The following is a 26,883-nucleotide window of genomic DNA, read 5'->3' on the forward strand; positions in this document are numbered from 1 at the left end:
GTCCCTACAGGAATCATGGTTAATTGAGCGGACATGATATTAGGGGCGGGTTGACAATTATCTATGATGCACATACTCAGTATTTATTGATAAACCCGCCCCAACCAACTCAACTAAGAAATAGCTGCTTGTTCCTGATAGGTAGGGAAATCGATATAACCTTCAGGCCCAAAAGAATACCAGACGCCGACTTCAGCAGGCGGATTGAGCGGCCAACCATTAGTAAAACGCTCTACCAAGTCAGGATTGCTGATAAAATCTCGACCAAAAGCAATTAAATCCGCAACTTTGCTGCTCAGGGCCGTTTCAGCCTGTTCTTGAGTATATCCGCAGTTACCGACGAGCGGCCCTGCAAACACATCGCGAAACTCTCCTATCACCATCGGGGTTCCCAATTCATGAAAGCCAAAAGCGAGACCATCTACCAAGTGAAGGTAAGCTAAATCACAGGCATTTAACTGCTCCGCGAAATACAGAAAATCTTCTCGATAAGTGGGAGAACCCATGTCATTGAAATTACCGTTGGGAGATAGTCTAACTCCCACTCGGTTGGCGGGAAATACTGTGATAATTGCCTCTACAATTTCCTTAAGAAAACGGTAACGGTTTTCAACTGTGCCGCCATAGGAATCAGTGCGGTGATTGGTTTTGGTTTGTAGGAACGTGTCAATAAGATAGCCGTTTGCCGCGTGAATTTCTACACCGTCAAAACCTGCTATTTTAGCTCTTTCGGCGGCCTTGCGATAATCTTCTACAACCAGGGAGATTTCATGGGTTTCTAGAGCGCGGGGAGTTTCGTAGGGCTGTTTGCCTAGAGGGGTATGAATGCCTTCTCCGTTGATTTTGATGGCAGACGCTGCAACTGGCAATTGATTGTTTTCATGAAAACTGCTGTGGGAAGCTCGTCCGCAGTGCCAAAGCTGCATGAAAATCGGCGTTTCGCGGGCATGAACCGCAGCCACAATTTGTTTCCAAGCTTCTCTTTGCTCGTCTGAATAAATACCGGGCGTATTTAGCCAACCATTACCTCGAGCAGAAACCACTGTCGCTTCTGTAATGATTAAACCAGCGGAGGCCCGCTGAGTGTAATACTCTGCCATCAAGGCGTTGGGCATCCGCGCTTCACCGGCTCTGGCTCTCGTTAGGGGTGCCATGACTACCCGGTTTTTTAAGGGTAAATCTCCGATTTTGAAGGGGTTCAGTAGGAGTGGAGAAGTTGTTTGAGTGGTCATAATTTTGAGGTTTTCTCAACTGAATAATCTGGGAAATCACATATAGCAACGGCCGGTGTTATGCTCCCAGGCGCAAGACATCCCAGGCTCGCCAAAATGTAAGCAATCAAACCGATCGAGCTGTTTACGAGTTTGACTTTTTAGCCAAGACTCTTCTTTGTTCAATTTTGTCAAACTCTGGAGAGTATGGCGGTAAATATAATAGTCTACACCGTGCTGTTTGAATCCATTCCTGAATCTGACCACTTTTATCAAATGTGAGATTATCCATGAGCGCCACCTGTGCTGTGACAAGTTTTGGAAGTAAACTTGTTTCTAGCCCAAGGTCAAAAACTGTTCGATTACACGCTCCCATGACTGTAAAAGGAGCGAAGGGGCGATTTATGTTTGGTTACACAGGGCAGCGATCGTATTTACCCCCGGCAACGGCTGAAACCTCAAAAACATCCGAGGGACGATCGCAACGATCGAAAATCACTACTCATCAGTTGTTTCAATCCCTGATAGGGTTTTAGGTTGTTTTCGGCTGTGGGTAAAATCAATTTGGGATGCTCGAAAGCAGGTTTCAATCCCTGATAGGGTTTTAGGTTGTTTTCGGCGCATCACAAATTAAATTTTTACACGTTTTGCCAGCGTTTCAATCCCTGATAGGGTTTTAGGTTGTTTTCGGCGTGAGTTTGTTGGTGATTTTCTTGTCCCAGATGTAAAGTTTCAATCCCTGATAGGGTTTTAGGTTGTTTTCGGCTAGCGCTGATTGAGGGCATCTAGCTCTTCTTCTAGTTTCAATCCCTGATAGGGTTTTAGGTTGTTTTCGGCCGCACTCGTCGCTCCCGACGCTAATCCATTCCGCATCGGTTTCAATCCCTGATAGGGTTTTAGGTTGTTTTCGGCGCGAAGTGCAGGGCTGTCGAAATCAGCCCCCTCCGTTTCAATCCCTGATAGGGTTTTAGGTTGTTTTCGGCACAAACACATGAAAACAAGAATAATTGACGACTACGACTCGTTTCAATCCCTGATAGGGTTTTAGGTTGTTTTCGGCAGTTTTTCTTGTGTCCAAAAATACCGTCCCTTAGGTTTCAATCCCTGATAGGGTTTTAGGTTGTTTTCGGCTCCCAAGGTGTTCTGCCATCCTTTATCTTAACTAGGTTTCAATCCCTGATAGGGTTTTAGGTTGTTTTCGGCTCGAAAGCCTTGCAAGGTCAGACAGAAAGTGTTTTGTTTCAATCCCTGATAGGGTTTTAGGTTGTTTTCGGCTGAGATGTTAGGTGGTTGCGGGTGTTTTATAGATTCAGTTTCAATCCCTGATAGGGTTTTAGGTTGTTTTCGGCGCGGTTGCAGAAAATTGGCACAAAAATCAGCCCGCTTTTGTTTCAATCCCTGATAGGGTTTTAGGTTGTTTTCGGCTTGATTCTATGGTTGAGAGATGTTTTTTGAGCGTGTCAGTTTCAATCCCTGATAGGGTTTTAGGTTGTTTTCGGCTTGCCGGCTTCAAAGTCACCTCGGACGCGATCGCCAGTTTCAATCCCTGATAGGGTTTTAGGTTGTTTTCGGCCTTTTGCGGCATTCCTGACCCCAATTATCAACAAAGTGTTTCAATCCCTGATAGGGTTTTAGGTTGTTTTCGGCAAAAGACAAAAATGCAAAGGCTATCTAAGGATTACGTTTCAATCCCTGATAGGGTTTTAGGTTGTTTTCGGCGGAGTCGCCACAGCCCGCACGATTTGAAACTATTGTTTCAATCCCTGATAGGGTTTTAGGTTGTTTTCGGCTAGCCCCCCAACCTGTCCACGTCAATACAAACTCAACTCAAAGTTTCAATCCCTGATAGGGTTTTAGGTTGTTTTCGGCCGATGCAATGCGTTCTAATTCAATAGCGTCAATTCCTCTGTTTCAATCCCTGATAGGGTTTTAGGTTGTTTTCGGCCAGTTTCGCTCGAACATTTCTTGGTAGCGTTTCTGTTTCAATCCCTGATAGGGTTTTAGGTTGTTTTCGGCGCGGCCTCTTACTACTATTGCTACTTTGGTAACTGCAATGTTTCAATCCCTGATAGGGTTTTAGGTTGTTTTCGGCCGCCGGGGTCTGGGAGGCTTGAAATATAAAGTTTTCAAGGTTCAGTTGCGTCTGACTGCAATCAATATACCGTTTGGGCGATCGCCCTGTCAAGAGGGCAAAATTTAAATACACCTCAAACTGTCTCCCAGTAAAGGTTTCAGCATTTGCGTCTGACCCCGATGAGGTACAAACCACTGCAAACCCAGTCCTAGTAAAGCTCTCAGCCATTAAAATTCACACCCTCCCTTCAACACCTACAGCCAGACGCAAAATCAAACCATAAAGATCGTAGTATCCAGCGGTGCCCGGCCGCCAATCCGCTCGATCTTACCCTGACAGCAAGCACACAAATAGTGAAACATGATACTGTCTTCTTCCGACTTAATCACCTTACTCAGACGTTGGCGCATCCGGGCATACTGAGTATCCGTCACCTCGCAATGAAACACCGAATACTGCTTCCATTCCCCATAAGACTTGAGAATCTTGTGAATCTTAGTGCGGCGCTTGTCCTCAGATATATCATAGCAAACCAAAACAAACATAACTTAATTGCCTCCCTATTTAAGAATCAAAGGCGGATACTTATCAACTTCACCCATCAAATACTTAGCCATCAACCGCCCTTGAATTTCAAAAGCTTCTTGATAGGTACACAACTTTCCCATCACTGGATGCTTGAACTTTGACTGCTTCTTTTCTTCGTAAAGTCGCAAAAAATTGTGCAGCGCTTCTTTTGTCAAAGAAACCGCCCCGCTCAACGGTTCTGCCGTAAAATCATTCGGCGAAACTTTCTGCAAATTAATCGCCTTCAAAACTACAGCATCAACTACCAAAGGTCGAAATTCTTCCATCAAATCCAGCGCTAACGAAGGACGGCCATAGCGCTCAAAATGCAAATATCCCAAATACGGATCGAACCCCACAATATTCACCGCACTTTGAACATCGTGCCGCAGCAGAGAATATCCCAAACTTAACAGAGAATTTACCGCGTCAGTAGGCGGACGGCGGCGGCGAACTTCAAAGCTAAAATCTGGCACGCGAATCAGTTGATTGAAGCAGCCAAAATAAGTCGCACTACCCGCCCCCTCTAATCCTCGCAGAGAATTAATATTGGAAGTTTTGTCAATAGACGCAATTACTTGTTTCAATTGGGCAATGGGTTTTTCAAAATCATGGGGAGAATATTTGCGCTGACATTCTAACAAAGTATTGCGGTAATTCTTGAGCTTTCCCCGTACAAATCCCCTAACTAAATGCACGGCTTGTTCCGATTCCCCAGCCGCTTGCCACTGAGCTTTTCGCACAAAGATATTTTTCGTCATTTCCGGTTCCAACCTCCCCAAATAACGTCCGTTTAAAGTCAAAAAACTTAAAGGAATGTGACGTTCCAACAGTTCCACAACCACAGCCGGCGAAACTGTAGCGCGCCCCAATGCAACAACCCCATCAATCTTAATTAATGGCACGTCCAACAGATTTTTTTTGTCAGCTTTAACCGTCAGACGTTCATCCACTTTGCCGATAAAAGCATCTTCTTGAGTAATGTAAACTGTTCCCATTGTGAATTCTCCTATTTGCAGGTTAACTTGCTTCTTGATAGCGGTTGACTTTGGCCGCAGCTTGGGGCAGACAGTGGGGAAAAAGACTGCATCCCGTACACCGAGCGGTGTAAACTGGTAAAGGGATATTTCCCGATCGCCAAAGAGCACCGACTTTTTCAATAGTGGCGATCGCCTCCTGTCTCAACCCCTCAGAAATATCGACTAATTGCCGCTGGTGCGACTGCGCGTAATACACATATCCAGTCGCAATAGTTTTCCCCGTCATCTCCTCCAAACAAAGCGCTTGGGCGCAAACTTGCAACTCGTCGTTATCCCATTCTCCCTTCCGTCCCCGCTTGTATTCCACGGGGTAAATCTCACCCTCAGCCGACTCAATCAAATCCGATTTACCAATCAGTTTATACTTCTCAGACTTCAGCCAAATCGCCCGCACCTGCCAAGTTTCATCGCGGTTAATTTCGCCCATCGTGTGAACGCGATCGTGCAAACTCGTGCCTTCAATGGTATACTGATTATCGGTGAATTCTCCCGCACAAGACATTCGCCAGCAGCGGTGAGGACAGTAAGAATACTGGTTGAGAGATGCGATCGAAATGTAATCAGAATCGTTCATAATTTTGATGATTTGTAAGAGATTGGTAATTGGAATTAGCAACAGGCAAGATGCCTGTTCCACAAGAGTTTAGTGTTATTGTGGGGAGTAGGGGTTGGGCATCTTGCCCGCCCTGGAATTCCGGCATCTTGCCCGCCCTGGAATTCCGGCATCTTGCCCGCCCTCAAAATCCGTTTAACTTTTTTTAACAAGTATTCGCCTAGTCATTCCCATCCCCATCGGAGTTTTCCTTCCCACCCCGCAGTAAACAGCAAAATCAGCCAAAGCATTAATTTGCTTAATCGCTAAAGGTTCGACATCTCCCAAAATCCGATAACTAACCTCCCCAACCATGCCGACAAAATCGCTTTGATAGTTAGTCAATCTTTCACTTCTGATATTGACAAAAGTCGAAAAAAGTGCATCGACAGAAAGATCCGGAATTGCGATCGGGCTGTACTTATTCCACCGACTGAGGAGACTGTTAAAAACGCATTCTCTAGTAGGAATCACCGAATCGAATTTGCCCTGTCGAAAGGTAGTAGGAGTCGCAAAACTGAAAGCAATTAAACGATTAGTTTCCGAAGCTTGTTCGTAAAGTTGAGAGTAACTGCAAGCATTAGCCCAAGGCTGATCTACTTGGGGCGTTCCGAGAATCTTAGCAATCATCAAATCGGCGGATCCGAGATGCCACGGCTTTGACGGATTGAGGTTCAGCCAAAGATTAGTTAATTGACCGAATAAAGTGTCATCAAGCAGAGTAATCCGCCACCAACAGAGGGTGTGTTCTGGAATCGGTTCTGTGTGTTCCCATTGCAGGAAATGGTGTTTTTTGAAAGGGCATTTTTTAGTTTGCAAAGGGCTGAGAGTGAAGGATTTTTGGGCTGCGGCATCGTGGAGGCGATCGCCGAGTTTTTTGTCAACGGAGCTCACGAGGGTGAGAAAGAGGGCGTGCAGGTGTCTTCCGGTGAGGTATCCGGGGGGAATTGGGGCCAGGGGAAGGATGTTGAGGACTAGGCTGTGCGGCATGATTTAAACTACCCAGAATTCTTGATTGTCAGGACATTTTAAGGTAACGCCAGCGGAGGCGATCGCCAAAATGCCGGATAAACTTGGAAAAAATGTATATTCTTGTTCGTTAGCAAAGCTATCTTTGACCGTAATCGGATAGCATTCGATTCCTTGTTTTCTGAGTTTGAGGATTGCCCAGCGATTTTTGCGATGTTCTCGGACAATCACACCGGGCATTAAGGGCGGTGTAAGCTGGGAAATTAACGCTGTGGGACGGACGTTATCGCCGATCGTCCGTTCGATCGTACAATTTTTAAAAGCATAAAGTTTGCAAAGGTAGTGGTTGGCAAAATCTTCTAAATCTGCCACTTGCAAGGCAAACTTGAGCCCGTAAGTTTCGGCGGCGCGATCGGTAAGCACAATCCCATTTTCATCGGACGCAAATTCAAAAAATCTCAGCAGGTGAATGGGGTCAAGATTGGTTTCGCCGACTTCATCGAGTAAAAAGTTTTTGGGGTCATAAATTTTGACATTTTCAAACAAGCTTTCTCGAAATTTGAAAAGTGGCGCATAACTGGCTTTGAGAATTGTCGCGTATTCTTTCAACTCTTCGGCGACTTTTTGGTTTTTGCGGATTTTTTCCTCAACTAACTCGATTGACGTTCTCCCAGAATCTATTTCTTCCCAATCTTCTGGATAGTTGGCTTGCATAAAACTGATGACGCAGTTTTGACCGCCTTTAATGTACTGCCACTCTTTTTGAATTTGTTTGATAGTAGATTTAGCCACATTTTCTGCACCTTGCAATACTTTCATCCGCCGCCGGTAAGAATTCCAGTCTCGTTTACCTCCCAACACTATTTGCATGGTTTGATAAAGCTGCATAACTAAACTTGCTTCCGGCAATTTGTCAAACAGTATTTCTAGTTCTAATAATGGTTTGGCAATTTCTAGAAAAGCTTCGGAACGCCAGTAAATGTCGAGAAAGGGACGCTTCATGCAGTCTAGACTTTCTAACATTTCCGTCAGGGTTTTGCGTCCGCCAAAACAGTCAAGTTGTTCGATGCCTTGTTCCCAAGCGCGATCGGGTAAATAGGCGATCGCCTCGGAAGGAATTTCGGTTTGCGTTTTCCCTAAAACCCGTCCGACACGCCCGATGCGCTGCCAGAATGAAAAGCGATCGCGCGTAGAAAAAATTAACCAATCGAGATTTTGCCTGGGTGTTTCTTTCTCCCGATCGAAGTTGAAGCCGACATCGACGGTACTGGTAGCTAGAATCACTTGTTTTTGGGCGGCCAGCGGGCGTTCTTCCTTCGGTGTATCCCCCGTAATTCGCCCGCAGAAATCGGCAAATCCGCGATCGCGCAATTGGTCAGAAATGCGGCCTAGGGTATCTTTGGCATCAAGAATTACTGCCCCATTTTGGTCGGGATTTTCTCTGAGTCGCCGCAGAACTTCTCGGACAATTTCTGCGATCGTAGTTTCTTTATCAACCTGCTTGCGAATTTCTAGATGGACTTCAGTTTGAGAAGGACGTAGATAACTAATTTGACTTTTGCCATCGATTCGAGCAATTTTTACCCCATTTTTTCCTAACACATTTAAGGCTTCTTCGCAAGCAGGTTCGGGCGTTGCCGTCAACAGAACAATTTTTCTCTTGTACTGAAAGTAGCCAAACTCTTTAGATAAAGCGAGATAGAACAACAAGCTAACTAATTGTTTGGCATCATAAAGGTGAAATTCATCGAAAATTACAGTCGAGAAACTGCTGTAAAATTCACTGGCAATATTTCCGCGATCGAGATTATTGTAAGCAAAAAACGTCGCATAGTAGAAAATATCCGGGTTTGTCACCAGCAAAATTGGTCTACCGCCACCGCATTCGGGAAAAATAGTTGCAGGTTCGCGCAAAACATTATAGATTTTTTCCCCTGAACGTTTCCCAACGCGATCGTCGGGCCAGGAATTGACTTGTCTAGCAGAAGCAGCTTTCACGATATGAGGTAAGCCCGCATCCCGAACAAATTTTTCGGCGGCTTCAGTTTGCTGGTCAACTAAGGCATTTGTCGGTGCGATATATATAGCATTGCGCTGAGAGTTGTGCAGCAAAACACTCAATCCGGCTTTGGTTTTTCCCGTTCCAGTCGGTGCGAGATCGAGAATGATATCATTATTTTCGGACGCTTCATAAACATCTACTTGATGCTGCAAGGCTTGTCCCATAAATTCCAGTTGTGTAGGCAATTGGGGACAGGCAGAAATGCTGGCTGGTTCGAGTTTAATTTTTAGATAATCCATTGTTGTTTCCACCACAAAATTCAAGGTTAGCTGGGAGAATAAAATCCTCGGCTTGCAGCGCTTCACCGCGAAACGAAAGATTTTTCAATAACGATGCGGGCGGCATCGAAATTAAGTCGAAAGCGAGGAGTTCGATATTTGCAGGTAAGTCGGCGGCGCTGAGATAAGTATTGCAGCGGTAATCGCCCCTCGGAAGTTGCACAACATCGAGTTTTTTCACGATTTCAACACGGACTTTGCTGGTAAATTTTCCAACGCGAATGTATTCGGGCAATTCGCGATCGCCAAATACTAATGTCTGAAACCGATTTCCGCGTTCAATTACTCGCAATCGCCCGGTTTGGGGGAAGTTGCTAGGACGGTAGGTACTGGGTTTTTTCCCCGTTCTACTGAGGGGTAAATCTTCGCGCGCCGTTGCTACTCGGTTATTTGTCATCGCATACCAATAGGAGTCAGAAAGGGCGTTAAACCGCTCAAATCGGAAGGATAAAGTGCCGCCAGCCGGCCATGCGGGGAGGATGTAGCTATTACCGGAAAGGGGCGTTAAATCTTCTATATACCGAGGTCTGCTGGTGTCTTGGCCGGTAAGGCGATAGGGCGATCGCGCCCAACCTAAAGCATAGGCTAGTGCATAATTGCCGATCGCCCCTTCGGTATAGTAAGTATCGGACAATTCCCGCGAGGCAAAAAACACGGGTTCGGCGCACCAAAGTTCTATCAAGCGTGCCGTGGAATGTGTCAAAATAGAGTTGGATCGGTTTTGAGTCATAAATTAATAAGGATGGATTAAGAATATGGTTGCAAGTCAAAATTCCGGCTATCTTTCTCCAGAAGATTATCTGCAATTAGAGGAAACCAATTCGGTTAAACATGAATACAGGCAGGGCGATATGTACGCAATGGCAGGGGCAAGTAATACTCACGTGCTAATTACTGGAAACCTGTATGTGTTGCTGAGAAATCATCTGCGCGGACGAGGTTGTCTCCCATATATTTCTGATACAAAGGTTCGGATTGAGAGGATTAACACCTATTACTATCCAGATATTGCGGTTACTTGCGATCGCCGGGACAGAGAGTTTAGCAATTTCTTGCGCTATCCCTGTTTGATTGTGGAAGTTTTATCTGAGACAACAGAAGCTTTCGATCGCGGGGACAAATTTACCGATTACCGAAATTTAGAATCTCTCCAAGAATACGTACTCATCAGCCAAACTCGAATACAGGTTGAGTGTTTTCGCCGTAATGACCAAGGACAATGGGTTCTCTATCCTTATCGAGAAACGGATACAATTCATCTGGCTAGCGTGGATTTTTCCTGCGCGATCGAGGATTTGTATGAAGATGTAGACTTTTCTCCTATTTCTTAGTTTTAGGAAGGGCGAAACTCACATTTTGCACCATTCTCAAGAACAGGCTTTCCGGCCTGTTCCACAAAGAGTAGATTTTCTCGCTTCACGAGCCCCTGATCCCGTTCGTAAAAGACTTATTGACAATGGTGCAACATCTCAGCGAAAGCCTTTCGCCCCTACAATCGCTATTCTTCGGATTTTTTACCCTTTCCTTTCTTCCCACCTCCTTCACTCTTCACCTTCCGCCAAGGTGCGTAGGATTCATCGAGGCGTTTGAGGAAGGTTTCTTGTTCCGCTAGCGACCAATGGCGATCGACATCGGCAACCAGCGCATCAAGTTCTGCTGGGGAAAGCTGCATCGAAATACCTCGTTTATTTGTCCAACTGCCGATTATTTCCTGAGTTGCATCTACTAAAGATGCGGTTTTTAAAGGATGTTCTAGGGCGGTATTTTGGGCTTTCAACTTGTCATAAACCCTTTGGACTAATTCCAGGGAACTCGGCAATTCAGCAATACCGCCAAATACACCGAGAATTTGATTGTCCATGCGTCCCACGCGGCTGGAAACTGCACCGTAACGAGTGGTTAATAAAATGTTGCCGAGGGTGTAGCGCAGTTCGTCAGCGGTGACATCTTTGAGGGTGACAATATCGAGGAAGTGAACCCCAGGTTTGATGTAGTCGCTGGTGTTGAGACCTTTAGAAATGTCCGTTTTCTCCCCTTCTTCATCTCGAAGCCTCATCGTACCATTTTCATAAACTGCGTTCAGCGTTCGCTCGCTAATTAGTTCTGTAACTGGTAAGATACTAAACGCGTCCTCTGTCCAAACTCGACTTTTCTGTGCGCCGATATTATCTCCTCCTTTCCCTGCTGCGAAGCCGTACAGAAAACAGTCAATGCACATTGCACACGGATGATTAGTGTTCAAAGAGCAGACATGATTTTTACCGTTGTCTTCAGTAGTGTGTAGCAAGTCATGCGATCGCAAAAACTCTCGTCCTTTCCGCCTTTCTGGTGCAACTTGTTTGCGTTTTGTCATTACCAGCCGAGGAATTGATTCGGTATCTTCAATGCCAGCTTGCACGTATTCATTACACATCGGTTCGCCCGTTCCCTCTGTCCTAAAAATGGTTTCCGATTGCGTGGTACGAAGGACAACAATCCCGATGGTGCGGCCTTTGGGGAAGTTTTCGTAGCTAGGTGCGAGGAATGGTTGCAATTTTGCGATCGACATTTTGAATTCTCCTAGTTGTTTACAGATGTTGATTCAGATTCGGTTTTAGACTTAAGTTCTTGACGCGCTTCTTGTAAAAAAAACAAGTAGGCAGCTTCGAGGGTTTTGCTATCAGTTAGCAGTCGTTCGGGACGCGAGTGATAAACATCCTCAAACAGTTGTTGCAAAACTTGATAAAACTGCTTGATTTGTTCGTATTTTGTCGCACCCGCCCCGTGTTCTCGAATGCGATCGAGACGGTTGTGATATTGCTGCACTAGGGCGGCAAATACCGTGTCCCAATCCATATGAGATTTTCGCGATCGCACAGCTTTGATAAATTCCGAAAACGGTTCTGTTTGGGCAGTGCGGCGGAAGGAACTGCCCCGCAACTTGGCAAATTCGGCAATGTGTGCGGCTTGCTTGAGATAGCTAGAAACGCGATCGTGTTCTTCTGACATGAGACTCCTCAGTAAAGTATTCAAAGGTTCTTTTATCCGAGACCAAACTGCCTCCAAATTGGGGTCATCTTGTTCCCGCAGCAGCCAGCGCAGCAGGACGTAATAGAAACTCAGGGGACGAGTTGCCGCCCGCGCCAAGTCATACAAACAGTCATCTTTTTTCTGAATACTTGCCACCGAAATAGCTAGCTTTCCGATACAGCGCAGCCGTTCTAAAACTTGCTCAGCAGTGACTGCCGTGCGCCGTTCTTCCTTGGATAAATGACCGTTTCGCCGATACTGGCCGCTGCCTAATAGTGGCTGCAAAGATGACGGAATTCCCTCAACTTTTCCAAAAAAATCCCAAGTTGGTTCGACTTCCAGATTGGCACCCAAAACAAAGGGAAAACCCAAATCAAAGGCCAAACTCATTTCCAACGCCAATCTGAGCGATTTTAGCAACGCCAGGGAGTTATTAACTTCTCCCCACAGTACGGGAATTGTCACCGTTGAGTTGATAAATTCAGGACGTTTTGGCAGTGCCAAGCCAACCATTTTGTTGGATTGAAAGACTATCTCGTTTTCGCGGTAAAGTTTAATTTCGTCAACTGTTACTGTCCCATCTTCATTTTTGGCTGCGGTATTTCTCATAAAATTTTGCCAAATTATTCTGAGTTCAACACTCGATCCTTTTGGCAGCGCAAAGTGAAGATATAGCGGGTCTTGTTTGACAGAGTTCGGGAAATTTGCACCAACTGCCATCAACTGATAACCCAATGCCGATAAGTTATCTGCCCGCCGTTTGGGTTCAGCAATCATGCCGCCGGGAAGACGATTGGAAAAAGCTTGGACTTTGGTTCCCGGTGGCATTTTTGGGGAACTCAATTCGCCGATTTGTAGCGATGTCGTCCCCAAGGAACAGCGCTGGCGCGGGTTGGCTTCAATGTAGGCTGTGAGTTCGTTAAAGCCTTGCCAGTTGGCTGGTGTGGAAAAGTTTAGCAGTTGCCGAACGGCATTTACCAATTCTTCAGATACGTCTATCTCTTCGGCTTTGCCGCGCAGTTGAAATGAATCTTCTAAGGCGGCAAATACCTTTTCTAGCTTCTGTTCGCGATCGCCCTCAATGGATTTAGCCGCAAACAAACAGCGTCCGTACTGGGCGTTAAACGGTTCCAATGCCGCCCGCTGTTCAGGAGATAATCCGACTTGCGCGGCAATTCGATCCCAAACCTCCTTGGGGCTGAGTTCGGCTGCCCGATAGCTGAGGTAAGCGGTTTTTAGTCCTTCAGAAATGGCAAATTCATCGGCATTGGAAACTGGATGCAAGCCGACAGCAGCGGCTGCGGTAACGGCATTTTCTCCAGCATCTCCGCCATATTTGTCAATATCCTTGGCGACTTTTTCGACTTTGTAACCGCTGGCTTTTTTTAGCAGTAACTTATCTACTTCGTCTAAAGTTGCTTCGGGGTTTTGTTGGATGGCTTGCGGGTCGATTTTGATGCCGTCTTTGGTGGCGTTCACGAGTTGTTCGACGTTGCTGCTAAAGACACGATCGATCTTTTTTTGCCATTTTTTAGCAATGATTAAGCTTAAATCGCCGTCGGGAAAGGCTGATCCGACAAAAATTTGACCGTTGGGGTCGATCGCGAGAGTATGCAAATTGCGATCGTGCAAAACCTCTTCACAAGCTGACAGCAATAGCGAAGTCAGATAACCTCGGTCTTCGGAAAGAGTGACCTGAAACAACTTACTGTCACGCTGCAATGCAACTGTTAACTCATTTTCGACTTTGCGAATGCGTGTTTCTTCGTCAATTCCTAAGTCAAATAAGTCGCCCCCAATCAACATCGCGGCCCAACGTTTGATATTGGGGTCTTCTGGTAAAAAACGCATTGGATCGCTGGCGTTGTGGCCGGAATGGCGTTCTATCAGGCGGCGGACGAGTTCGAGTTCTGACTCGGTTTGGGCGAATTGGGCAACGCAGGCGCGATCGAGTTGTTGTAGCAAAAAAGGGCGATCGCGCGCCAACGTCTTAACATTGCGTCCGTCGTCTGCCAGCTTATTCAAATCGTGAACGGCAGTCGCGGCCAGAATACAAGCGCGTTTGTCATCGGGAACTCCGGCAATTTTGCTAACCGTTAAAACGAACTGACAAGCCGAATCGAGGTGTTCGGCAAGGGTGCGTCCTTGGCGAGTGCCATACTGTCCGTGATTGGTATGCAGTTGGTACAGTCGGGGACGAACTTCTGCAAAATAGCGATCGTCTAAAGTTGTTGTTTCTTCGTCAAAAAGCAAACTTTTTGTGGACATAATTTTGCCCTAATATGTTGATTTTTATGACTTATTTGCTGGATTTTAACTGGCTGTTATTCATTGTTTTTGAGAAATGTATTCAGCAACTTGCTCGATGTAAATCGGATAATAGATTAAAGCAACTTGAACGGAATTAAATAACATTACATAATCTATTTCTAAGTACCGATGAGCCAAAATGTTACGCAGACCTGCTGATTTTACTAATTCTTCACTAACTTCAGGTGTAATAATTCCATAGCTTCCAAGCTGAACAAAAGATTCTCGATTACTATCCGAGTTAACCTTCATTCCACGGGTCAGAATATGCTCGTTAATATCAACTGCTGCCTGAACTATCAACTCCATTATTCTTTCTGAGATTATTTTTGAATCGAAGCTAGCTAGATAATTTTCCAGGCTCATCGATTCAAAACGTCTCAATTCGAGCAGATACTCTCCAATAAATTTGAGTCGGGTTAAAACTACTGTTTTCTGAATACTCATACCGACCTCCAATCTTTGAGAAAATCATCAATACTCTGATAAAGTTGACGTTCCAGTTCTTGCAATTCCAGATCGTTCATTAGATGAGTTTTGACAAATTGCTCAAACTGACCCGATTCTTGTTCATAAATAAGTTTGCCATCACGAGCAATAAAATTGGCAATCAGAGGGGAACAGCGATTCAATTCAACGACATCAATTTCATCGCTGTTAATGCTAAAAGCTTCACCCAAAATCCCAGGAACTTCAAACCATGCAAAGCCTCGATTATTGCAAGATTCTTCCCTAAGCTTTTCATCGTAAAGTGCGGCAAAATCCCAATCACTTTTTGCGTGAGTATCGCATCTGGCACGAGAACCAAAGAGAATTAGCATTTTGAGGTAAGGAATTTGTTCGGGAAGTTGTGAAGCAATTTCCTGAAGTTCAGTCAGGGTTGGGGAAATTTGGAGCATAGTTAACTTGTGTAGGGTAAACAAATTCGAGGACGAGGACAGCAAATTTTCTGTTGTCAGAATAGTTTGTCTCTAGCACTCTATCTTTAGAGGGGTAGAAAGAGAAAAATTCCTTCAAACCCCCTGACAAAATAGCATTACATCCTATTATTGAGGTTCAGCAATAGTCGGTATTCGTGCTGTTGTCCGCTCAGGCGACGTTTCTCAAATTGATAGCCTTGCTTTCGCAGAATGTGCATGGTTGCTGAAAACCGATGGCTAACACTCTCGATTAGCTCATTGGCGCTATGCCATTGCCCATCGGACATCAGCCGAAGCATTTGATTCGGAAGATTATCTGTCATGGTTGTATTTGCGTAGGTTTACAACCAGACCAGCCATGCTCTATTCTAAGAGTTAAGTAATTTAAACACGGGCGAGCTGGCTTTATGTCTGGCTTGCTTTTTACTCTACCATACGTTTTGGGTTAGTACAGCGATTAAGTAAAATTTTTGAACCGATCGATCGCTTTCACGCTAAGATAGATACACAAATGCCTTTCAGGAATTGAAAGAGTACCGCGATCGAGACAATAACCTTGTCTTTCACACAAATACCTATTAGGGCTTGAAAGCCGGAGCTAGCCTCTGGCTTTTTTTGTTGGCTCTAGAATTTGCACGGCAACATTTGCGATCTATGAGATTTGTAATTGCACTAAAATTATATTTACATTAAAAACCCAATCTGTCAAGTATGTATTTACACTTTTGTTGAATGCCCCGCAAAAAAGAGACAATTACACTTTCAATTCCGACCGGAACCAAAGAGCAGCTAGAGGAGATCGCCCTTCGCCTCGGTATCAAATGGGGCAAAAGTCCCAGCGTATCGGGGTTATTGGTCGCGATAGCCCAACAAAAAATCGAAGTGGGCGAACCCTTTACCCTAAATTCAGTGCAAGTACAATCTTTGAACAAAGCCGTCAAATTCCTCAACGACTCCGGCGAAGTCGAAGCCGCCCAGATCGTCATGGCATTACTTTTGGACAAAGCCAATCTGGAAACCCCTTTCCGGCAAAAGTTGCTCGAACAAGTCAACCAAACTGCCGAAGCGTGGCGGCTTCGACTCAATCAACTGATTGACGATCGCCAACCGTTCAGGCTGTTTTACCAGTCAGGCAAAGACAAAGTGAGCGAATTTACTGCCCGCAGTGCCAAAATTCGCCTCTACGACAAGCGCCTGTACCTAGAAATCTGGTGCGACGATGCTGACTCCAGAGAAATCCCGGAATTAGCTCACAATCGGTGTTTGCGCTTAGACAAGATTGTTAACTTGTTACCTGCAAGTGAAAAATGGCGCGAAACCATAGACTATCTAGAAGTACACTTACACTTAGCCAGAGGATTGGCTGGGAACTATGAATTCAAACCGGATGAAGATGTGGCAAATGAAATGGTGGGAGACGTGCGCCATGTAGTGAAGCGGGTATCCAGCCGATTCTGGCTGTTCCGAGAGGTGTTTCGGTACGGCAAAGACTGCGTGATTGTCTCGCCCCAGAATGTGCGCGATCGCTTCCAACAAGAACTGATCGACCTCTGCCGCCAGTACAACATCGAAATCCGCGATTAGAGGACTTGGAAGTACCGAAAAACACACAGAGACTTAAGAAACCGGGTTTTTTCCGAGATTAAGGGTTTGAATCCAGTATTTTGGTAAAAACCCGGTTTCTGACAACCCGCGATTAGATCAAAAAAAAGCAGCCTGTAAAGGCTGCTTTGACAAATAAACCGTTGTTGAGTTAGAGGAGAAAACTTTAAATCGAATTCAAATTACCGCTGCTTCCACTCCTGCCTGAGTTTCCACTATTTTTATCTACCGCTGACTCACCTTGCCTTCAGAACAAAACTTCAAATCCCGATTAGAATGCTGCTGAAAGTTCGTTGACCACTTTCACTCGGCCTCTGAGTACCGCCCGCAGCAAGCGGTTGACGCAGCCTCTGTCTTCGTCGTTCAGAGAGTCGTCGAAGGTGGCGGCCATCAAACCGTAGCGATCCGCCAGAGTCAAAACGCCTGTATCCGTTACAGAAGCGAGGATTTCAGAGATAGCGCCGGGGAGGAGTTGTACGGGGTGCATGGCAGTGCGGTTGAATTCGATATATTTATCATCTTCTGGTTTCCTCAAAATATCGGTGATATTAATGAGGCCGCGAATGTGATTCTCTAGGGTGAAAGCCAGTGATCCGAGTAGAGTAAATGTGTGACTTGGGTCACAGGGTCGCAGGTTGCCGCAAGCAATTCTATCGCGCGCCGATTTTTGGGTAGGACGTGGGGCTGACGGCATTTCGCTAAAATGATCGTTAATCCCCCAACCAGTTTAATTTTTACCCCCGTACCTAAAAATGCTTGACTTTCTCAACCCTCTCTTGGGCCGCAAGCCCGATCGCATCAAAGCCAATGTGGAAATCTATACTTGGCAAACCTGTCCCTACTGCATCCGCGCCAAAACTTTGCTGTGGTGGAAAGGCGTAAATTTCACGGAATACAAAATTGATGGCGACGAAGCGGCTAGAAACGCAATGGCCGATCGCGCTAACGGACGCCGCAGCGTACCCCAAATTTTCATTAATAAGCAACACGTAGGCGGCTGCGATGACATTCACAAACTCGATGCAGAAGGACAGTTAGATCCGCTGCTAGCTCAACCTGCAGTTTAAATTAGTTAGTTCGCGATCGCACGGGTGGTCAGAAACCGGGTTTTTTACCTAGGGCTGCAACGAAGTATTTCGGAAAAAACCCGGTTTCTTGGATCGCGATCGCACGGGTGCTCAGAAACCGGGTTTTTTACCGATTCTAGGGCTGCAACGAAGTATTTCGGAAAAAACCCGGTTTCTTGGATCGCGCCGTGCGCCGAAAATTACAAATCTTTGGCAAATTTACCTAGATTGTCTTGCCGCCATTTAGCATCCGATCGCCTGTCTGTTTGCAATTCTAAGACGCGAATCCCGCTATTTGGCAAAAAACTTAATTTTTGTTTGAACTGTTCCCAATCGTCTATTATCTCGTGTTCCACGCCGTAAGTTGCACACAACTGAGCAAAATTGATATGCTGCGGCGTGGCAAAAAACTCTTCAAATGGCGGGTCAAATTTAGCAACGGGCAACATTTCAAAAATTCCCCCACCGTTGTTATTAATTAATATGATTGTCAGATGACCTATAAATTTATTTTTAATTAAAAAACCGTTTGTATCGTGCAAAAATGCTAAATCTCCTGTTAGCATGATGCTGCTTTGATTGCGGTGAGAAACTCCTAAAGCTGTTGATAATGTGCCGTCTATGCCGTTAGCGCCGCGATTGAAAAACGGTTTGATTTCTAAGTTGTTCGGCTTCCAGAAAAACTCTACATCTCTGACGGGCATACTGTTAGCAATAAATATCGGTGTTGCGGGTGGCAAAATTTGGGAAAGCAGCCAGGAAACTTTGGGCTCGATTATGTGGTTAATTGTTGATATTTTTTGGTCTATTGTTTGTCTGACTTGGATTTCGGTGTTGTGCCAAAGTTGGAGGTATTCGTTTGAGGGTGAGGTTGGAACCCCCCCTAACCCCCCCTTGCTAAGGGGGGGGATTTGAGTTGACTCGCCCTTGTTTAGGGGGGGGACTTGAGGGGAAATATTAGTGGTAGCAGTGGTTAGAACCCCCCCTAACCCCCCCTTGCTAAGGGGGGGGACTTGAGGGGAAATAGCAGTGGCTAGATGCTCTACGGAGGTTCGCAGGTGCATTGTTTTGCCGTGTAGCGGATCGAAGTTGTGCTGGCTGGGGTCGATTATGTAGCGTTTTGGTTGGGTTTTGTCTAGCCAGTTTCGCAGTTCTTTGCTTGTGGGTAAGTCTCCGATTTGAATGGCGATTTCTGGGGTTAATTTATCTGCTAGGAAGCGGTTTCGCAGGATTAAATCGTAGGTGGAAATTAGATGGGGGTTTAGTTGGGCGTAGTTTCTGACTGGGGATAGTCCTTCTGCTAAAACTGGCCAGTTTAATAATTGAGAAATTTGACCGATCGCACTACAGTATTTTTCGGCAAATTGGGGCTGTGCAACGCCTGCAATAATAATCCCTTTGCTGCACTTTTGCCATTGTTGCAATGTACTTTCTTCTCCCCCCCTTAACAAGCTGGGGGGGGTAGAGCTTTCTCCTGCGAAAATGGGTTCTAATCCTGCAAAGAATTCTTCGGGATTGAACTGTGTTTCTAAAGCTTCTACGGCTATGTCTGGAACGGGTACAAGCGGGTCGCGAAAGGGGATGTTGAGGTGGACGGGGCCTGGTGTTGGAAATTGCGATCGTTCCCAAGCATACACGATCGTCTGCCGCAGATAGTCTAGCATTCCTCTGGACGCAGAAGGTATCGCTAATTCGGCTTGCCAGTTCGGATAATTGCCGTATATTTTAACTTGGTCGATGGCTTGTCCGGCGTGACAGTCCCGCAGTTCGGGAGGTCGATCGGCGGTGAATATTAGCAGCGGAATTCGACTTTCTCTGGCTTCTATTATCGCAGGATAAAAGTTGGCAGCGGCCGTTCCCGACGTACAAATTAGTGCTGTTGGTAAACCTGATTTTTTGGCAATTCCTAATGCAAAAAAGCTGGCTGAACGTTCGTCGAGTACGGGCAGAGTTTCTATTTTGTTGTTCTGGGCAAAGGCTATTGTTAGCGGTGCAGATCGCGAACCGGGACAAATGACGGCGGTAGTTAATCCCAACCGCTGCAAAGTTTCTGCTAATACGGAAGCCCAGACGGTATTTGTGTTGCGAAAATCTATTGGCATTGCTAAATCTGAGTAGCTCAACTCTGTATTGTGCTACGATATTATACCCAAATAATTGTCAGGATACATTTTTATGATTCTTGAGGCGGTTGTGCTGAATGTCAAATCTGGCTGTGAGGGGGATTTTGAGATAGCTTTTAGAGAAGCATCGAGTCTGATAGCGTCTATTGATGGATATTTATCTCACGAACTTCATCGCTGCACAGAAGTTCAAGGAAAATATTTATTATTGGTGAGATGGGAAAATTTAGAAGCTCATACAATTAGATTTAGAAGTTCTGCTGAATATCAAGAGTGGAAAAGAATGCTTCACCATTTTTACGATCCTTTTCCCGTAGTAGAACATTTTGAGGAAGTGAAAATTAATTAACATGACTTAGGATCGGGAATTAAATAATTTACACTCTTGAAAGTGGGGAGTAGGGGTTGGGATCTTATAGCCCGCCCTTTCTGGACGGGCGGGACGCCCATCCCACAAGAAGCATCACGCATTGTAAGTTATTTAATTCTAATTCCTTACGCATTCCAACCAAAGAAACCGGGTTTTTACGGAATATTCGGGCTACAACGCATCTATTCGTAAAAAACCCGGTTTCTGGGAGCGGATTAAAATTAGCTGAATTAGACTAAAGCATTTAAAAGTGCTTGTAATTTGAGCTGAATTTCTGCTAGTTCTTTTTCTGGTTCCGAACCCGCCACAATACCAGCACCAGCATAAAGTATAGCCCGATCGCCGTCGATTAATGCCGATCGAATGCCGACGGCAAATTCGCCGTTGCCGGTGCGATCGATCCAGCCGATGGGTGCTGCATACAGAGAGCGATCGCAGCTTTCGCAGCCGCGAATTTGCTGTAGGGCAATATCTCTCGGTACGCCCGCCACCGCTGGCGTTGGATGCAGTTGGGATAAAATCTTTAATAAATGAATATCGCGGGGAATTTTAGCCCTTATGGGCGTCCACAAATGCTGAATGTTTGACAGTTGCAGCAGTCTCGGTAGTGGAGAAAATTCGGGATTGATACCGAGACTCGACAGGCGATCGACTATAAAATCAATTACCACTAGATGTTCTCGAATATCCTTTTCGCTGTTGAGTAAACCTTTGCCTAAATTTGCATCTTCTGCTTCTGTTTTTCCCCTCGGTGCGGAACCGGCTAAGGCATCTGTTACTAACTCATTTTTGTGAATGCTGATTAAGCGTTCTGGACTGGCACCGATGAAATTTTGACCTTTGCCGTTACTGGTAGAAAATACGTAGCAACCGGGATAAGTAAGGCGCAAGTTATTTAACGAATCTATTAAACTGAAAGGGGTTTGGGAAATGACATTTATTGCTTGGGACAAAACAATCTTGCTGAAATATTGAGAGTGGATAAATTCTAAAGCGGACTTGACGGATGTTTTAAATTGAGCGGCATCATTCACAGGAATTTGTTGGAAAAATATCGAGCTGTTTCTAATAGAGGTTATTTTTTTGTAAGGTGAACACGAAATTTTATCAAATTTTTGCCAAATATTATCCGTGATTATTTTAACATTTATATCTCGGTTTATAATTGCAGTGGCAACAATTGTGCAGCTATCTTTCAGGCGAGTAATCTGCCATTTTGGTAAAAATATGGTGCCAGGGGGAAAGTAAGAATTGGTGGCGACATTCTCATCGAAAAAAGCAAAGCTACAAAAAAAGTGCGGCCCGCTGAAGGGCAAGCGTTCCGTACCGATGGTAATTGTTCGGGCAAGACAAGATTGAATAAACTTTTGAGCGAGGGTAAATCGCTCGCTTCCGGCTACTGTTAGATGGATGGCCGAATCTAGGGCGGCGATCGCAAAACTGTTGCCGGAAATCGGGTCTCTTTTTTCAAAGTAAAAGTGCCGCTGGCAAGGTTCGGAAATCTCTTGAAGTACAACTAGCGGATCGAGGGGGGCAATCTCCTGAGAAATACTAACTATCTTTGTTTGATCTTTGTCGGTTAAAGACTGCTGGCAATCTAACAGAAACTGATGCAGTTGATTGCGGTCTTGTAAAAGATTAGCGCGGTGCGGTATTACTGTCATGAAAGCGAGAATAGCAGATTTGTCACAAAGAGTGCGGTTTTGTCCCGCTAGAACCCCTATTTCGATCTAAGCACGGGAGGGCGATCGCAAAACACGACCTTTTGAGTTTCCCTCCCTGTTTGGGCTCTGTTGGGGAAAAAAACCGACCGTCGGGCGATCGATCGAAACATTTAGACACAAAACTTTAAGATCGATCGGCTAAATTTCGCAAAAGTCGATCGCCCCTGCCGAGGTTTACACACGGGCTACTTGCGCTGTTTGAGTACCGCCACAGCCTCTGTGTGGATGCCCCCCGCCCACTCAACCCGATACAGAGTAGAGTTTCTTCACCAATAAAATTGTAAAATTACTACGCTGCTATCAATTGCATCAAGTTTGTGTAATGACAACAAAGTTAATTGAACGTCCAAATAGTAAATTGTGGCTGGCGGCAATCAAGCCGCCCATGTACAGCGTTGCGGTGATTCCTATTTCAGTAGGAACTGCAATTGCTTTTGCCGAAACTCAAACGATTAATTCGTCAATTTTTTCGACATTTTTAATTTCAGCCATTTTGATTATAGCATGGCTGAATCTCAGCAATGATGTATTTGACTCGGAAACAGGCATCGATAAAAACAAAGCACATTCCCTAGTTAATTTAACCGGAAATAAAGCTTTAATTTTCTGGCTGGCAAATCTGTTTTTAGCAGTCGGAGTATCGGGAATCTGCGCTATTTCCTGGTGGCAACAAGACCCAACAGTAATTTTGCTGGTAGTTTTGTGCTGTGCTCTGGGTTACACGTATCAAGGGCCTCCGTTTCGTCTGGGCTATCAGGGTTTGGGGGAAATCATCTGCTTTTTCACCTTTGGGCCCCTAGCCTTAGCCGCTGCTTATTACAGTCAAACTCAAACTTGGTCTGCCACTAATTTTGCGGCTTCGGCAATCGTGGGAATTACTACGAGTATCATCTTATTTTGTTCCCACTTTCATCAAATTGCGGACGATTTGGCTGCGGGTAAAAAATCGCCAATTGTGCGACTCGGTACGAAAAAAGGTGCCCAGTTGTTGCAGTGGTTGTGCGGCAGCGTTTATGCTTTGACTGTGCTATTTGTGGCTTTGGGAATGTTCCCAATTTGGACGCTGTTGATTTTTGGGAGTTTGCCATTTGCGATCGACCTTTGCCGCCATGTCACAGACTATCACGACCAACCGGCTCATGTCAGCAACTCTAAGTTTATCGCAGTTACGCTGCATTTTTCGAGCGGATTGCTGCTGGCGTTGGGATTTGTTTTGTAGATCGGGCGATCGAGAATCACGGTAAAATGGAGGTATGGTTTGTTAAGTTGAGGGAGTTGGTGGAGTTGGGTGACTTCTCAAAATCTTGTTGAATTTAGCAATCCGTACCTCATATTGAATCGTATATTTGTATATGGAAAAATTTAATAATTATAACTTTCACTATTCCTTAACGGGCAATATTAATCAGCAGACAATTCTATTTTTGCATGGATTCACGGGCAGCAGTCAAGACTTTGGCAACGTCATTCCCTTACTTTATAACAGTTATTGCTGTCTAGCCGTTGACCTTCCCGGCCACGGAAAAACCCAAGTCAGCGGCGACGAAAGTTGCTACAATATATCAAATACTGCCCAAGCATTGATACACTTATTAGATGATTTACAAATAAACAAATGTTTGTTGTTGGGCTATTCAATGGGCGGGCGATTGGCACTTTACATGACATTACATTTTTCAGAAAGATTCGAGAAAGTAGTGTTAGAGTCAGCTTCTCCGGGATTGAAGACAGAAAAAGAGCGATCGCACCGCCGGGAAGCAGATTTACAGCTAGCACAAAACCTGGAAAATAGCAATATTAAAGATTTTTTATTAAACTGGTACGATATCCCTTTATTCAAATCTTTAAAAAACTCTCCACACTTCGACAAACTCATAGAAACCCGCTTAGCAAACAATCCTTTAGAATTAGCCAAATCCCTCCGCAACATGGGAACCGGCAACCAGCCCTCTCTCTGGGAAAAACTCGCACAAAATCAAATCCCCATCCTCTTGCTAGCGGGAGAATATGATGATAAATTTACAACTATAAATACCGAAATTGCTAAATTGTGTCCGGCTGCTAGTCTGGAAATTGTACCAAAAGCTGGCCACAACATCCATTTTGAAAATATTGATGAATTTGTCGCAGTTGTGAGACAATTTTATGATTAACAGGACTTGAGGCCAGAAACCGGGTTTTTTACAAAAATACTGCATCCCAACCTTTAACTGTCGTGAAAAACCCGGTTTGTTTGATACTTATGCGTAAATCCTAGATTAACTAAAAAACTAATGCTTTATCAATTCGAGTTTCGCACTTATCAGCGAAAATTTAAGCGTCCCTTGCAAACAAGTCACGGCATTTGGGATAATCGCGAAGGAATTATCCTGCGACTTGTGGACGAAAATAATCGAATTGGTTGGGGAGAAATTGCCCCTTTGAGTTGGTTTGGTTCCGAAACTTTTGAGCAAGCTTTAGATTTTTGTCACCAGTTGTCAGGTAATATTTCATCAGAGATGATTTTTGCTATTTCCGCCCAATTGCCGGCTTGTCAATTTGGCTTTGAGTCAGCACTAAACGAGCAAAATTTACCCCCCCCAGCCCCCCCTTGCCAAGGAGGGGAGAAAAGCGAAAATTTAACTTACCTTTCCCAAAAGGGGGAGAAAATGCAAAATCGGTTCAGCGGTTTATTGCCAGCAGGTGAAACAGCTTTGCAGGCTTTGCAAGTTCTTTGGTTAGAGGGATATCGCACGTTTAAATGGAAAATTGGCGTTGCTGCAATTGAGGAAGAATTAAAGATTTTTCAGCAGCTAATCCAAGCAATGCACAATTTGTGCGATCGCGAAAAAGCATTTTTGCGGTTAGATGCCAACGGGGGACTCAGTTACTCGCAGGCTAAAACATGGCTGGAAGCTTGCGACAAGGTAAAAGCAACTCCCGACTTTTTCGCAAGCATTGAATTTTTGGAACAGCCGCTGCCCGTAACACAGTTTCAGGAAATGGTAGAATTGAATGCTATTTATGCAACTGGGATCGCCCTTGATGAATCTGCCGCCAACCTCGATCGCATTCAAGAATGCTACAGCCAAGGCTGGCGGGGCATTTTCGTCATTAAACCTGCGATTGCTGGTTCCCCATCCCAACTGCGAAAATTTTGTCAAACTCACAATATAGACGCTGTTTTCTCATCAGTATTTGAAACTCAAATCGGCATACAAGCAGCATTAAATTTAGCAACACAATTGTCTTTAAATAATAGAGCACTGGGCTTCGGCACAGATTGCTGGTTCGATGACAATCATTCGATTTTAGATTTTAGATTTTAGATTTTAGATTACTCCTGGGGCTCAGAAACCGGGTTTTTTACGAAAAGACGCGTTGCAGCCGACAAATTCGGTAAAAAACCCGGTTTCTTTGTCGGAGTGCGTAACTCCTGTAATTGTTTTGAATCGAGAAACTTGGTGAAAGCATCTATGGCAACAAATCTAACAGTAAATATCCTGGATATCGCGTCTGGCTTGCCCGATAATTGGCTGATCGGTTGTGACAGTCGCGAATTTGCCCGAATTGTCGATCGGCTATTTCAAGAAATCGCCCAAAATCCCGCACAAAAAACACCCCCAAAAATTTGCCTCGCCGAACCACAACCAGTGCAATTTCTGGCGAGTTTCACCGCCGCCCGCGCCGCCAAATGCCCGATTTTTCTGTGCAATCCCAACTGGGTAAAACCAGAATGGGAACAAGTCTTTGATTTAGTCCAACCAGACATATTTTTAGGACAATACCCGCTGCCCGACAATCCCCATATCCCAGTCTGCGAAGGCGGACTTCGTTTGTATAGCCGCGAATTCCATGCGCCGACTAAAAGCAGTTTTGATACAATCATGATTCCCACCGGCGGTTCTTCAGGGAAAATCCGTTTTGCCATCCACACTTGGGAAACACTAACAGCATCAGTACAAGGTTTTCAACAATATTTTCAAGTTGACAAAATCAACTCTTTTTGCGTTTTGCCATTATACCACGTCAGCGGTTTAATGCAATTTATGCGTTCCTTTACTAGCGGCGGACAACTGGTAATTCAGCCATTTAAAGAATTAGAAAATGGTAAAATATGCGATATCGAACCAGAACAATTTTTCATTTCTTTAGTTCCAACTCAACTGCAACGGCTGCTGCAAAACCCAGATACAGCTAATTGGCTTGGACGGTTTCGTGCTGTACTTTTGGGTGGGGCTCCCGCTTGGCCGGAACTTTTAGACACAGCTAGAAACTATCAAATCAAATTAGCGCCCAGTTACGGCATGACAGAAACCGCCTCGCAAATTGCTACACTAAAACCCGAAGATTTTCTCGCGGGCAATAACAGTTCCGGTAAAACTTTACCCCATGCTAAAATAACTATTCGCAGTGTAAAAGGCGAAATTTTGTGTTATAATAAAATCGGTCATATTGCGGTAAATGCTAAATCTTTGGCGTTGGGTTATTATCCTGAACAATTTGGCGATTCCCTGCGGGATAGCTTCGCTTCACGCGAATATTTCCAATTAGACGATTTGGGATTTTTTGATAAAAATAACTGCTTAAATATCGTCGGACGCAGCAGCGACAAAATTATTACAGGCGGAGAAAATGTATTTCCGGCGGAAGTCGAAGCCGTTGTGCGATCGACTAATTTAGTCGCGGATATTGCTGTAATTGGCTTGCCAGACAAAGATTGGGGTCAAGCCGTTACGGCTATCTACGTTCCCGCTAATTCCGAAGTTACTGTCAAAAATTTGCAAGCGGCAATAGAAGATAAGTTGAGCAAGTTTAAGCGACCGAAATATTGGGTAGTCGTCGAACAATTGCCGCGCAATTCTCAAGGCAAAATCAATCAAGAACAATTGCAAGAAATTGCGATGTGTCATCGCCGGTGAATCGATAGTATTAACCGGATTTGACAGTAATTCCTGTCGGGGCGGGTTCACCAATATCTACAAC

At 44.9% G+C, this 26,883-nt stretch carries 23 protein-coding genes and 1 CRISPR repeat array; of the genes, 8 read left to right on the top strand and 15 right to left on the bottom strand.

What is annotated here, in order from left to right:
- Nucleotides 1–113: 113 nt before the first annotated feature.
- The 8 genes from QUA50_RS08890 to cas5d form a co-directional block, all read right to left on the bottom strand.
- A complete protein-coding gene (locus QUA50_RS08890; protein WP_333262813.1) occupies nucleotides 114–1,232 on the bottom strand; it encodes an alkene reductase in 1,119 nt (372 codons plus the stop codon).
- 124 nt (nucleotides 1,233–1,356) lie between these two features.
- The gene (locus QUA50_RS29250) at nucleotides 1,357–1,617 is read right to left on the bottom strand and encodes a transposase (RefSeq protein ID WP_445243134.1); all 261 of its coding nucleotides are present in this window, start codon (nucleotides 1,615–1,617) and stop codon (nucleotides 1,357–1,359) included.
- Nucleotides 1,618–1,722: 105 nt separating this feature from the next.
- A CRISPR array of direct repeats spans nucleotides 1,723–3,303; the repeat unit is 37 nt; unit sequence GTTTCAATCCCTGATAGGGTTTTAGGTTGTTTTCGGC.
- Nucleotides 3,304–3,557: 254 nt separating this feature from the next.
- Nucleotides 3,558–3,830, bottom strand: a complete 273-nt coding sequence (gene cas2 / locus QUA50_RS08895; RefSeq protein WP_333262816.1) for a CRISPR-associated endonuclease Cas2 — start codon at nucleotides 3,828–3,830, stop codon at nucleotides 3,558–3,560.
- A 15-nt stretch (nucleotides 3,831–3,845) separates the two neighbouring features.
- Nucleotides 3,846–4,850 carry a type I-D CRISPR-associated endonuclease Cas1d gene (cas1d, locus tag QUA50_RS08900; RefSeq protein WP_333262818.1) on the bottom strand — a complete coding sequence of 335 codons (1,005 nt, stop codon included), beginning with the start codon at nucleotides 4,848–4,850 and terminating at the stop codon, nucleotides 3,846–3,848.
- 22 nt (nucleotides 4,851–4,872) lie between these two features.
- Nucleotides 4,873–5,466: a CRISPR-associated protein Cas4 gene (gene cas4 / locus QUA50_RS08905; protein ID WP_333262821.1), complete on the bottom strand. Its 594-nt coding sequence runs from the start codon at nucleotides 5,464–5,466 to the stop codon at nucleotides 4,873–4,875.
- A 174-nt stretch (nucleotides 5,467–5,640) separates the two neighbouring features.
- Entirely contained in the window at nucleotides 5,641–6,474 is an 834-nt protein-coding gene (gene cas6 / locus QUA50_RS08910) for a CRISPR-associated endoribonuclease Cas6 (protein WP_333262824.1), read from the bottom strand.
- A 3-nt stretch (nucleotides 6,475–6,477) separates the two neighbouring features.
- Nucleotides 6,478–8,754, bottom strand: coding sequence for a type I-D CRISPR-associated helicase Cas3' (gene cas3, locus QUA50_RS08915; protein WP_333262826.1), 2,277 nt, complete (start codon nucleotides 8,752–8,754; stop codon nucleotides 6,478–6,480).
- The gene (gene cas5d, locus QUA50_RS08920) at nucleotides 8,735–9,523 is read right to left on the bottom strand and encodes a type I-D CRISPR-associated protein Cas5/Csc1 (protein WP_333262829.1); all 789 of its coding nucleotides are present in this window, start codon (nucleotides 9,521–9,523) and stop codon (nucleotides 8,735–8,737) included. The genes cas3 and cas5d overlap by 20 nt, the downstream gene beginning before the upstream one ends.
- A gap of 25 nt (nucleotides 9,524–9,548) precedes the next feature.
- Between cas5d and QUA50_RS08925 the strand changes: the two genes are divergently transcribed.
- On the top strand, nucleotides 9,549–10,124 hold the full coding sequence (locus QUA50_RS08925; protein WP_333052653.1) for a Uma2 family endonuclease: 576 nt from the start codon (nucleotides 9,549–9,551) through the stop codon (nucleotides 10,122–10,124).
- A gap of 167 nt (nucleotides 10,125–10,291) precedes the next feature.
- On the opposite strand, the gene cas7d is transcribed toward QUA50_RS08925, so the two are convergent.
- From cas7d to mntA, 4 genes are read right to left on the bottom strand one after another with little or no spacing between them, the layout of a single operon-like run.
- Nucleotides 10,292–11,341, bottom strand: a complete 1,050-nt coding sequence (cas7d, locus tag QUA50_RS08930) for a type I-D CRISPR-associated protein Cas7/Csc2 (RefSeq protein ID WP_333262832.1) — start codon at nucleotides 11,339–11,341, stop codon at nucleotides 10,292–10,294.
- 11 nt (nucleotides 11,342–11,352) lie between these two features.
- Nucleotides 11,353–14,070 (bottom strand): CRISPR-associated protein Csc3, encoded by a 2,718-nt coding sequence (locus QUA50_RS08935; protein ID WP_333262835.1) that lies wholly within the window; start codon nucleotides 14,068–14,070, stop codon nucleotides 11,353–11,355.
- 60 nt (nucleotides 14,071–14,130) lie between these two features.
- Complete coding sequence (hepT, locus tag QUA50_RS08940) at nucleotides 14,131–14,559, bottom strand: type VII toxin-antitoxin system HepT family RNase toxin (protein WP_333262837.1); 429 nt, start codon at nucleotides 14,557–14,559, stop codon at nucleotides 14,131–14,133.
- Nucleotides 14,556–15,011 (bottom strand): type VII toxin-antitoxin system MntA family adenylyltransferase antitoxin, encoded by a 456-nt coding sequence (gene mntA, locus QUA50_RS08945; protein ID WP_333262840.1) that lies wholly within the window; start codon nucleotides 15,009–15,011, stop codon nucleotides 14,556–14,558. The genes hepT and mntA overlap by 4 nt, the downstream gene beginning before the upstream one ends.
- A gap of 753 nt (nucleotides 15,012–15,764) precedes the next feature.
- Here mntA and QUA50_RS08950 point away from each other — a divergent pair.
- Entirely contained in the window at nucleotides 15,765–16,616 is an 852-nt protein-coding gene (locus QUA50_RS08950; protein ID WP_333262842.1) for a WYL domain-containing protein, read from the top strand.
- A gap of 289 nt (nucleotides 16,617–16,905) precedes the next feature.
- On the opposite strand, the gene QUA50_RS08955 is transcribed toward QUA50_RS08950, so the two are convergent.
- Nucleotides 16,906–17,121, bottom strand: a complete 216-nt coding sequence (locus tag QUA50_RS08955) for a hypothetical protein (RefSeq protein ID WP_190731630.1) — start codon at nucleotides 17,119–17,121, stop codon at nucleotides 16,906–16,908.
- Between the two features lie 265 nt (nucleotides 17,122–17,386).
- Between QUA50_RS08955 and grxC the strand changes: the two genes are divergently transcribed.
- Nucleotides 17,387–17,701 (top strand): glutaredoxin 3, encoded by a 315-nt coding sequence (gene grxC / locus QUA50_RS08960; RefSeq protein ID WP_333262845.1) that lies wholly within the window; start codon nucleotides 17,387–17,389, stop codon nucleotides 17,699–17,701.
- Between the two features lie 200 nt (nucleotides 17,702–17,901).
- Here grxC and menD read toward each other — a convergent pair whose 3' ends face one another.
- Nucleotides 17,902–19,803: a 2-succinyl-5-enolpyruvyl-6-hydroxy-3-cyclohexene-1-carboxylic-acid synthase gene (gene menD / locus QUA50_RS08965; RefSeq protein ID WP_333262848.1), complete on the bottom strand. Its 1,902-nt coding sequence runs from the start codon at nucleotides 19,801–19,803 to the stop codon at nucleotides 17,902–17,904.
- Between the two features lie 73 nt (nucleotides 19,804–19,876).
- Here menD and QUA50_RS08970 point away from each other — a divergent pair, with 73 nt between their 5' ends.
- Nucleotides 19,877–20,173 (top strand): antibiotic biosynthesis monooxygenase, encoded by a 297-nt coding sequence (locus QUA50_RS08970; RefSeq protein WP_333262851.1) that lies wholly within the window; start codon nucleotides 19,877–19,879, stop codon nucleotides 20,171–20,173.
- A gap of 251 nt (nucleotides 20,174–20,424) precedes the next feature.
- Here the strand turns inward: QUA50_RS08970 and QUA50_RS08975 are convergent, their stop codons facing one another.
- Entirely contained in the window at nucleotides 20,425–21,858 is a 1,434-nt protein-coding gene (locus tag QUA50_RS08975) for an isochorismate synthase (protein ID WP_333262854.1), read from the bottom strand.
- Nucleotides 21,859–22,240: 382 nt separating this feature from the next.
- Here QUA50_RS08975 and menA point away from each other — a divergent pair, with 382 nt between their 5' ends.
- The 4 genes from menA (at nucleotide 22,241) to QUA50_RS08995 (ending at nucleotide 26,819) form a co-directional block, all read left to right on the top strand.
- On the top strand, nucleotides 22,241–23,137 hold the full coding sequence (gene menA, locus QUA50_RS08980) for a 2-carboxy-1,4-naphthoquinone phytyltransferase (RefSeq protein ID WP_333262856.1): 897 nt from the start codon (nucleotides 22,241–22,243) through the stop codon (nucleotides 23,135–23,137).
- Nucleotides 23,138–23,270: 133 nt separating this feature from the next.
- Entirely contained in the window at nucleotides 23,271–24,071 is an 801-nt protein-coding gene (gene menH, locus QUA50_RS08985) for a 2-succinyl-6-hydroxy-2,4-cyclohexadiene-1-carboxylate synthase (RefSeq protein ID WP_333262859.1), read from the top strand.
- Between the two features lie 120 nt (nucleotides 24,072–24,191).
- Nucleotides 24,192–25,226 (top strand): o-succinylbenzoate synthase, encoded by a 1,035-nt coding sequence (locus QUA50_RS08990; RefSeq protein ID WP_333262862.1) that lies wholly within the window; start codon nucleotides 24,192–24,194, stop codon nucleotides 25,224–25,226.
- A gap of 147 nt (nucleotides 25,227–25,373) precedes the next feature.
- Entirely contained in the window at nucleotides 25,374–26,819 is a 1,446-nt protein-coding gene (locus QUA50_RS08995; RefSeq protein ID WP_333262865.1) for a 2-succinylbenzoate--CoA ligase, read from the top strand.
- The last annotated feature ends 64 nt before the right edge of the window (nucleotides 26,820–26,883 follow it).

Origin of the sequence: Microcoleus sp. M2_D5, assembly GCF_036701935.1 — a bacterium.
GTDB lineage: Bacteria > Cyanobacteriota > Cyanobacteriia > Cyanobacteriales > Microcoleaceae > Microcoleus.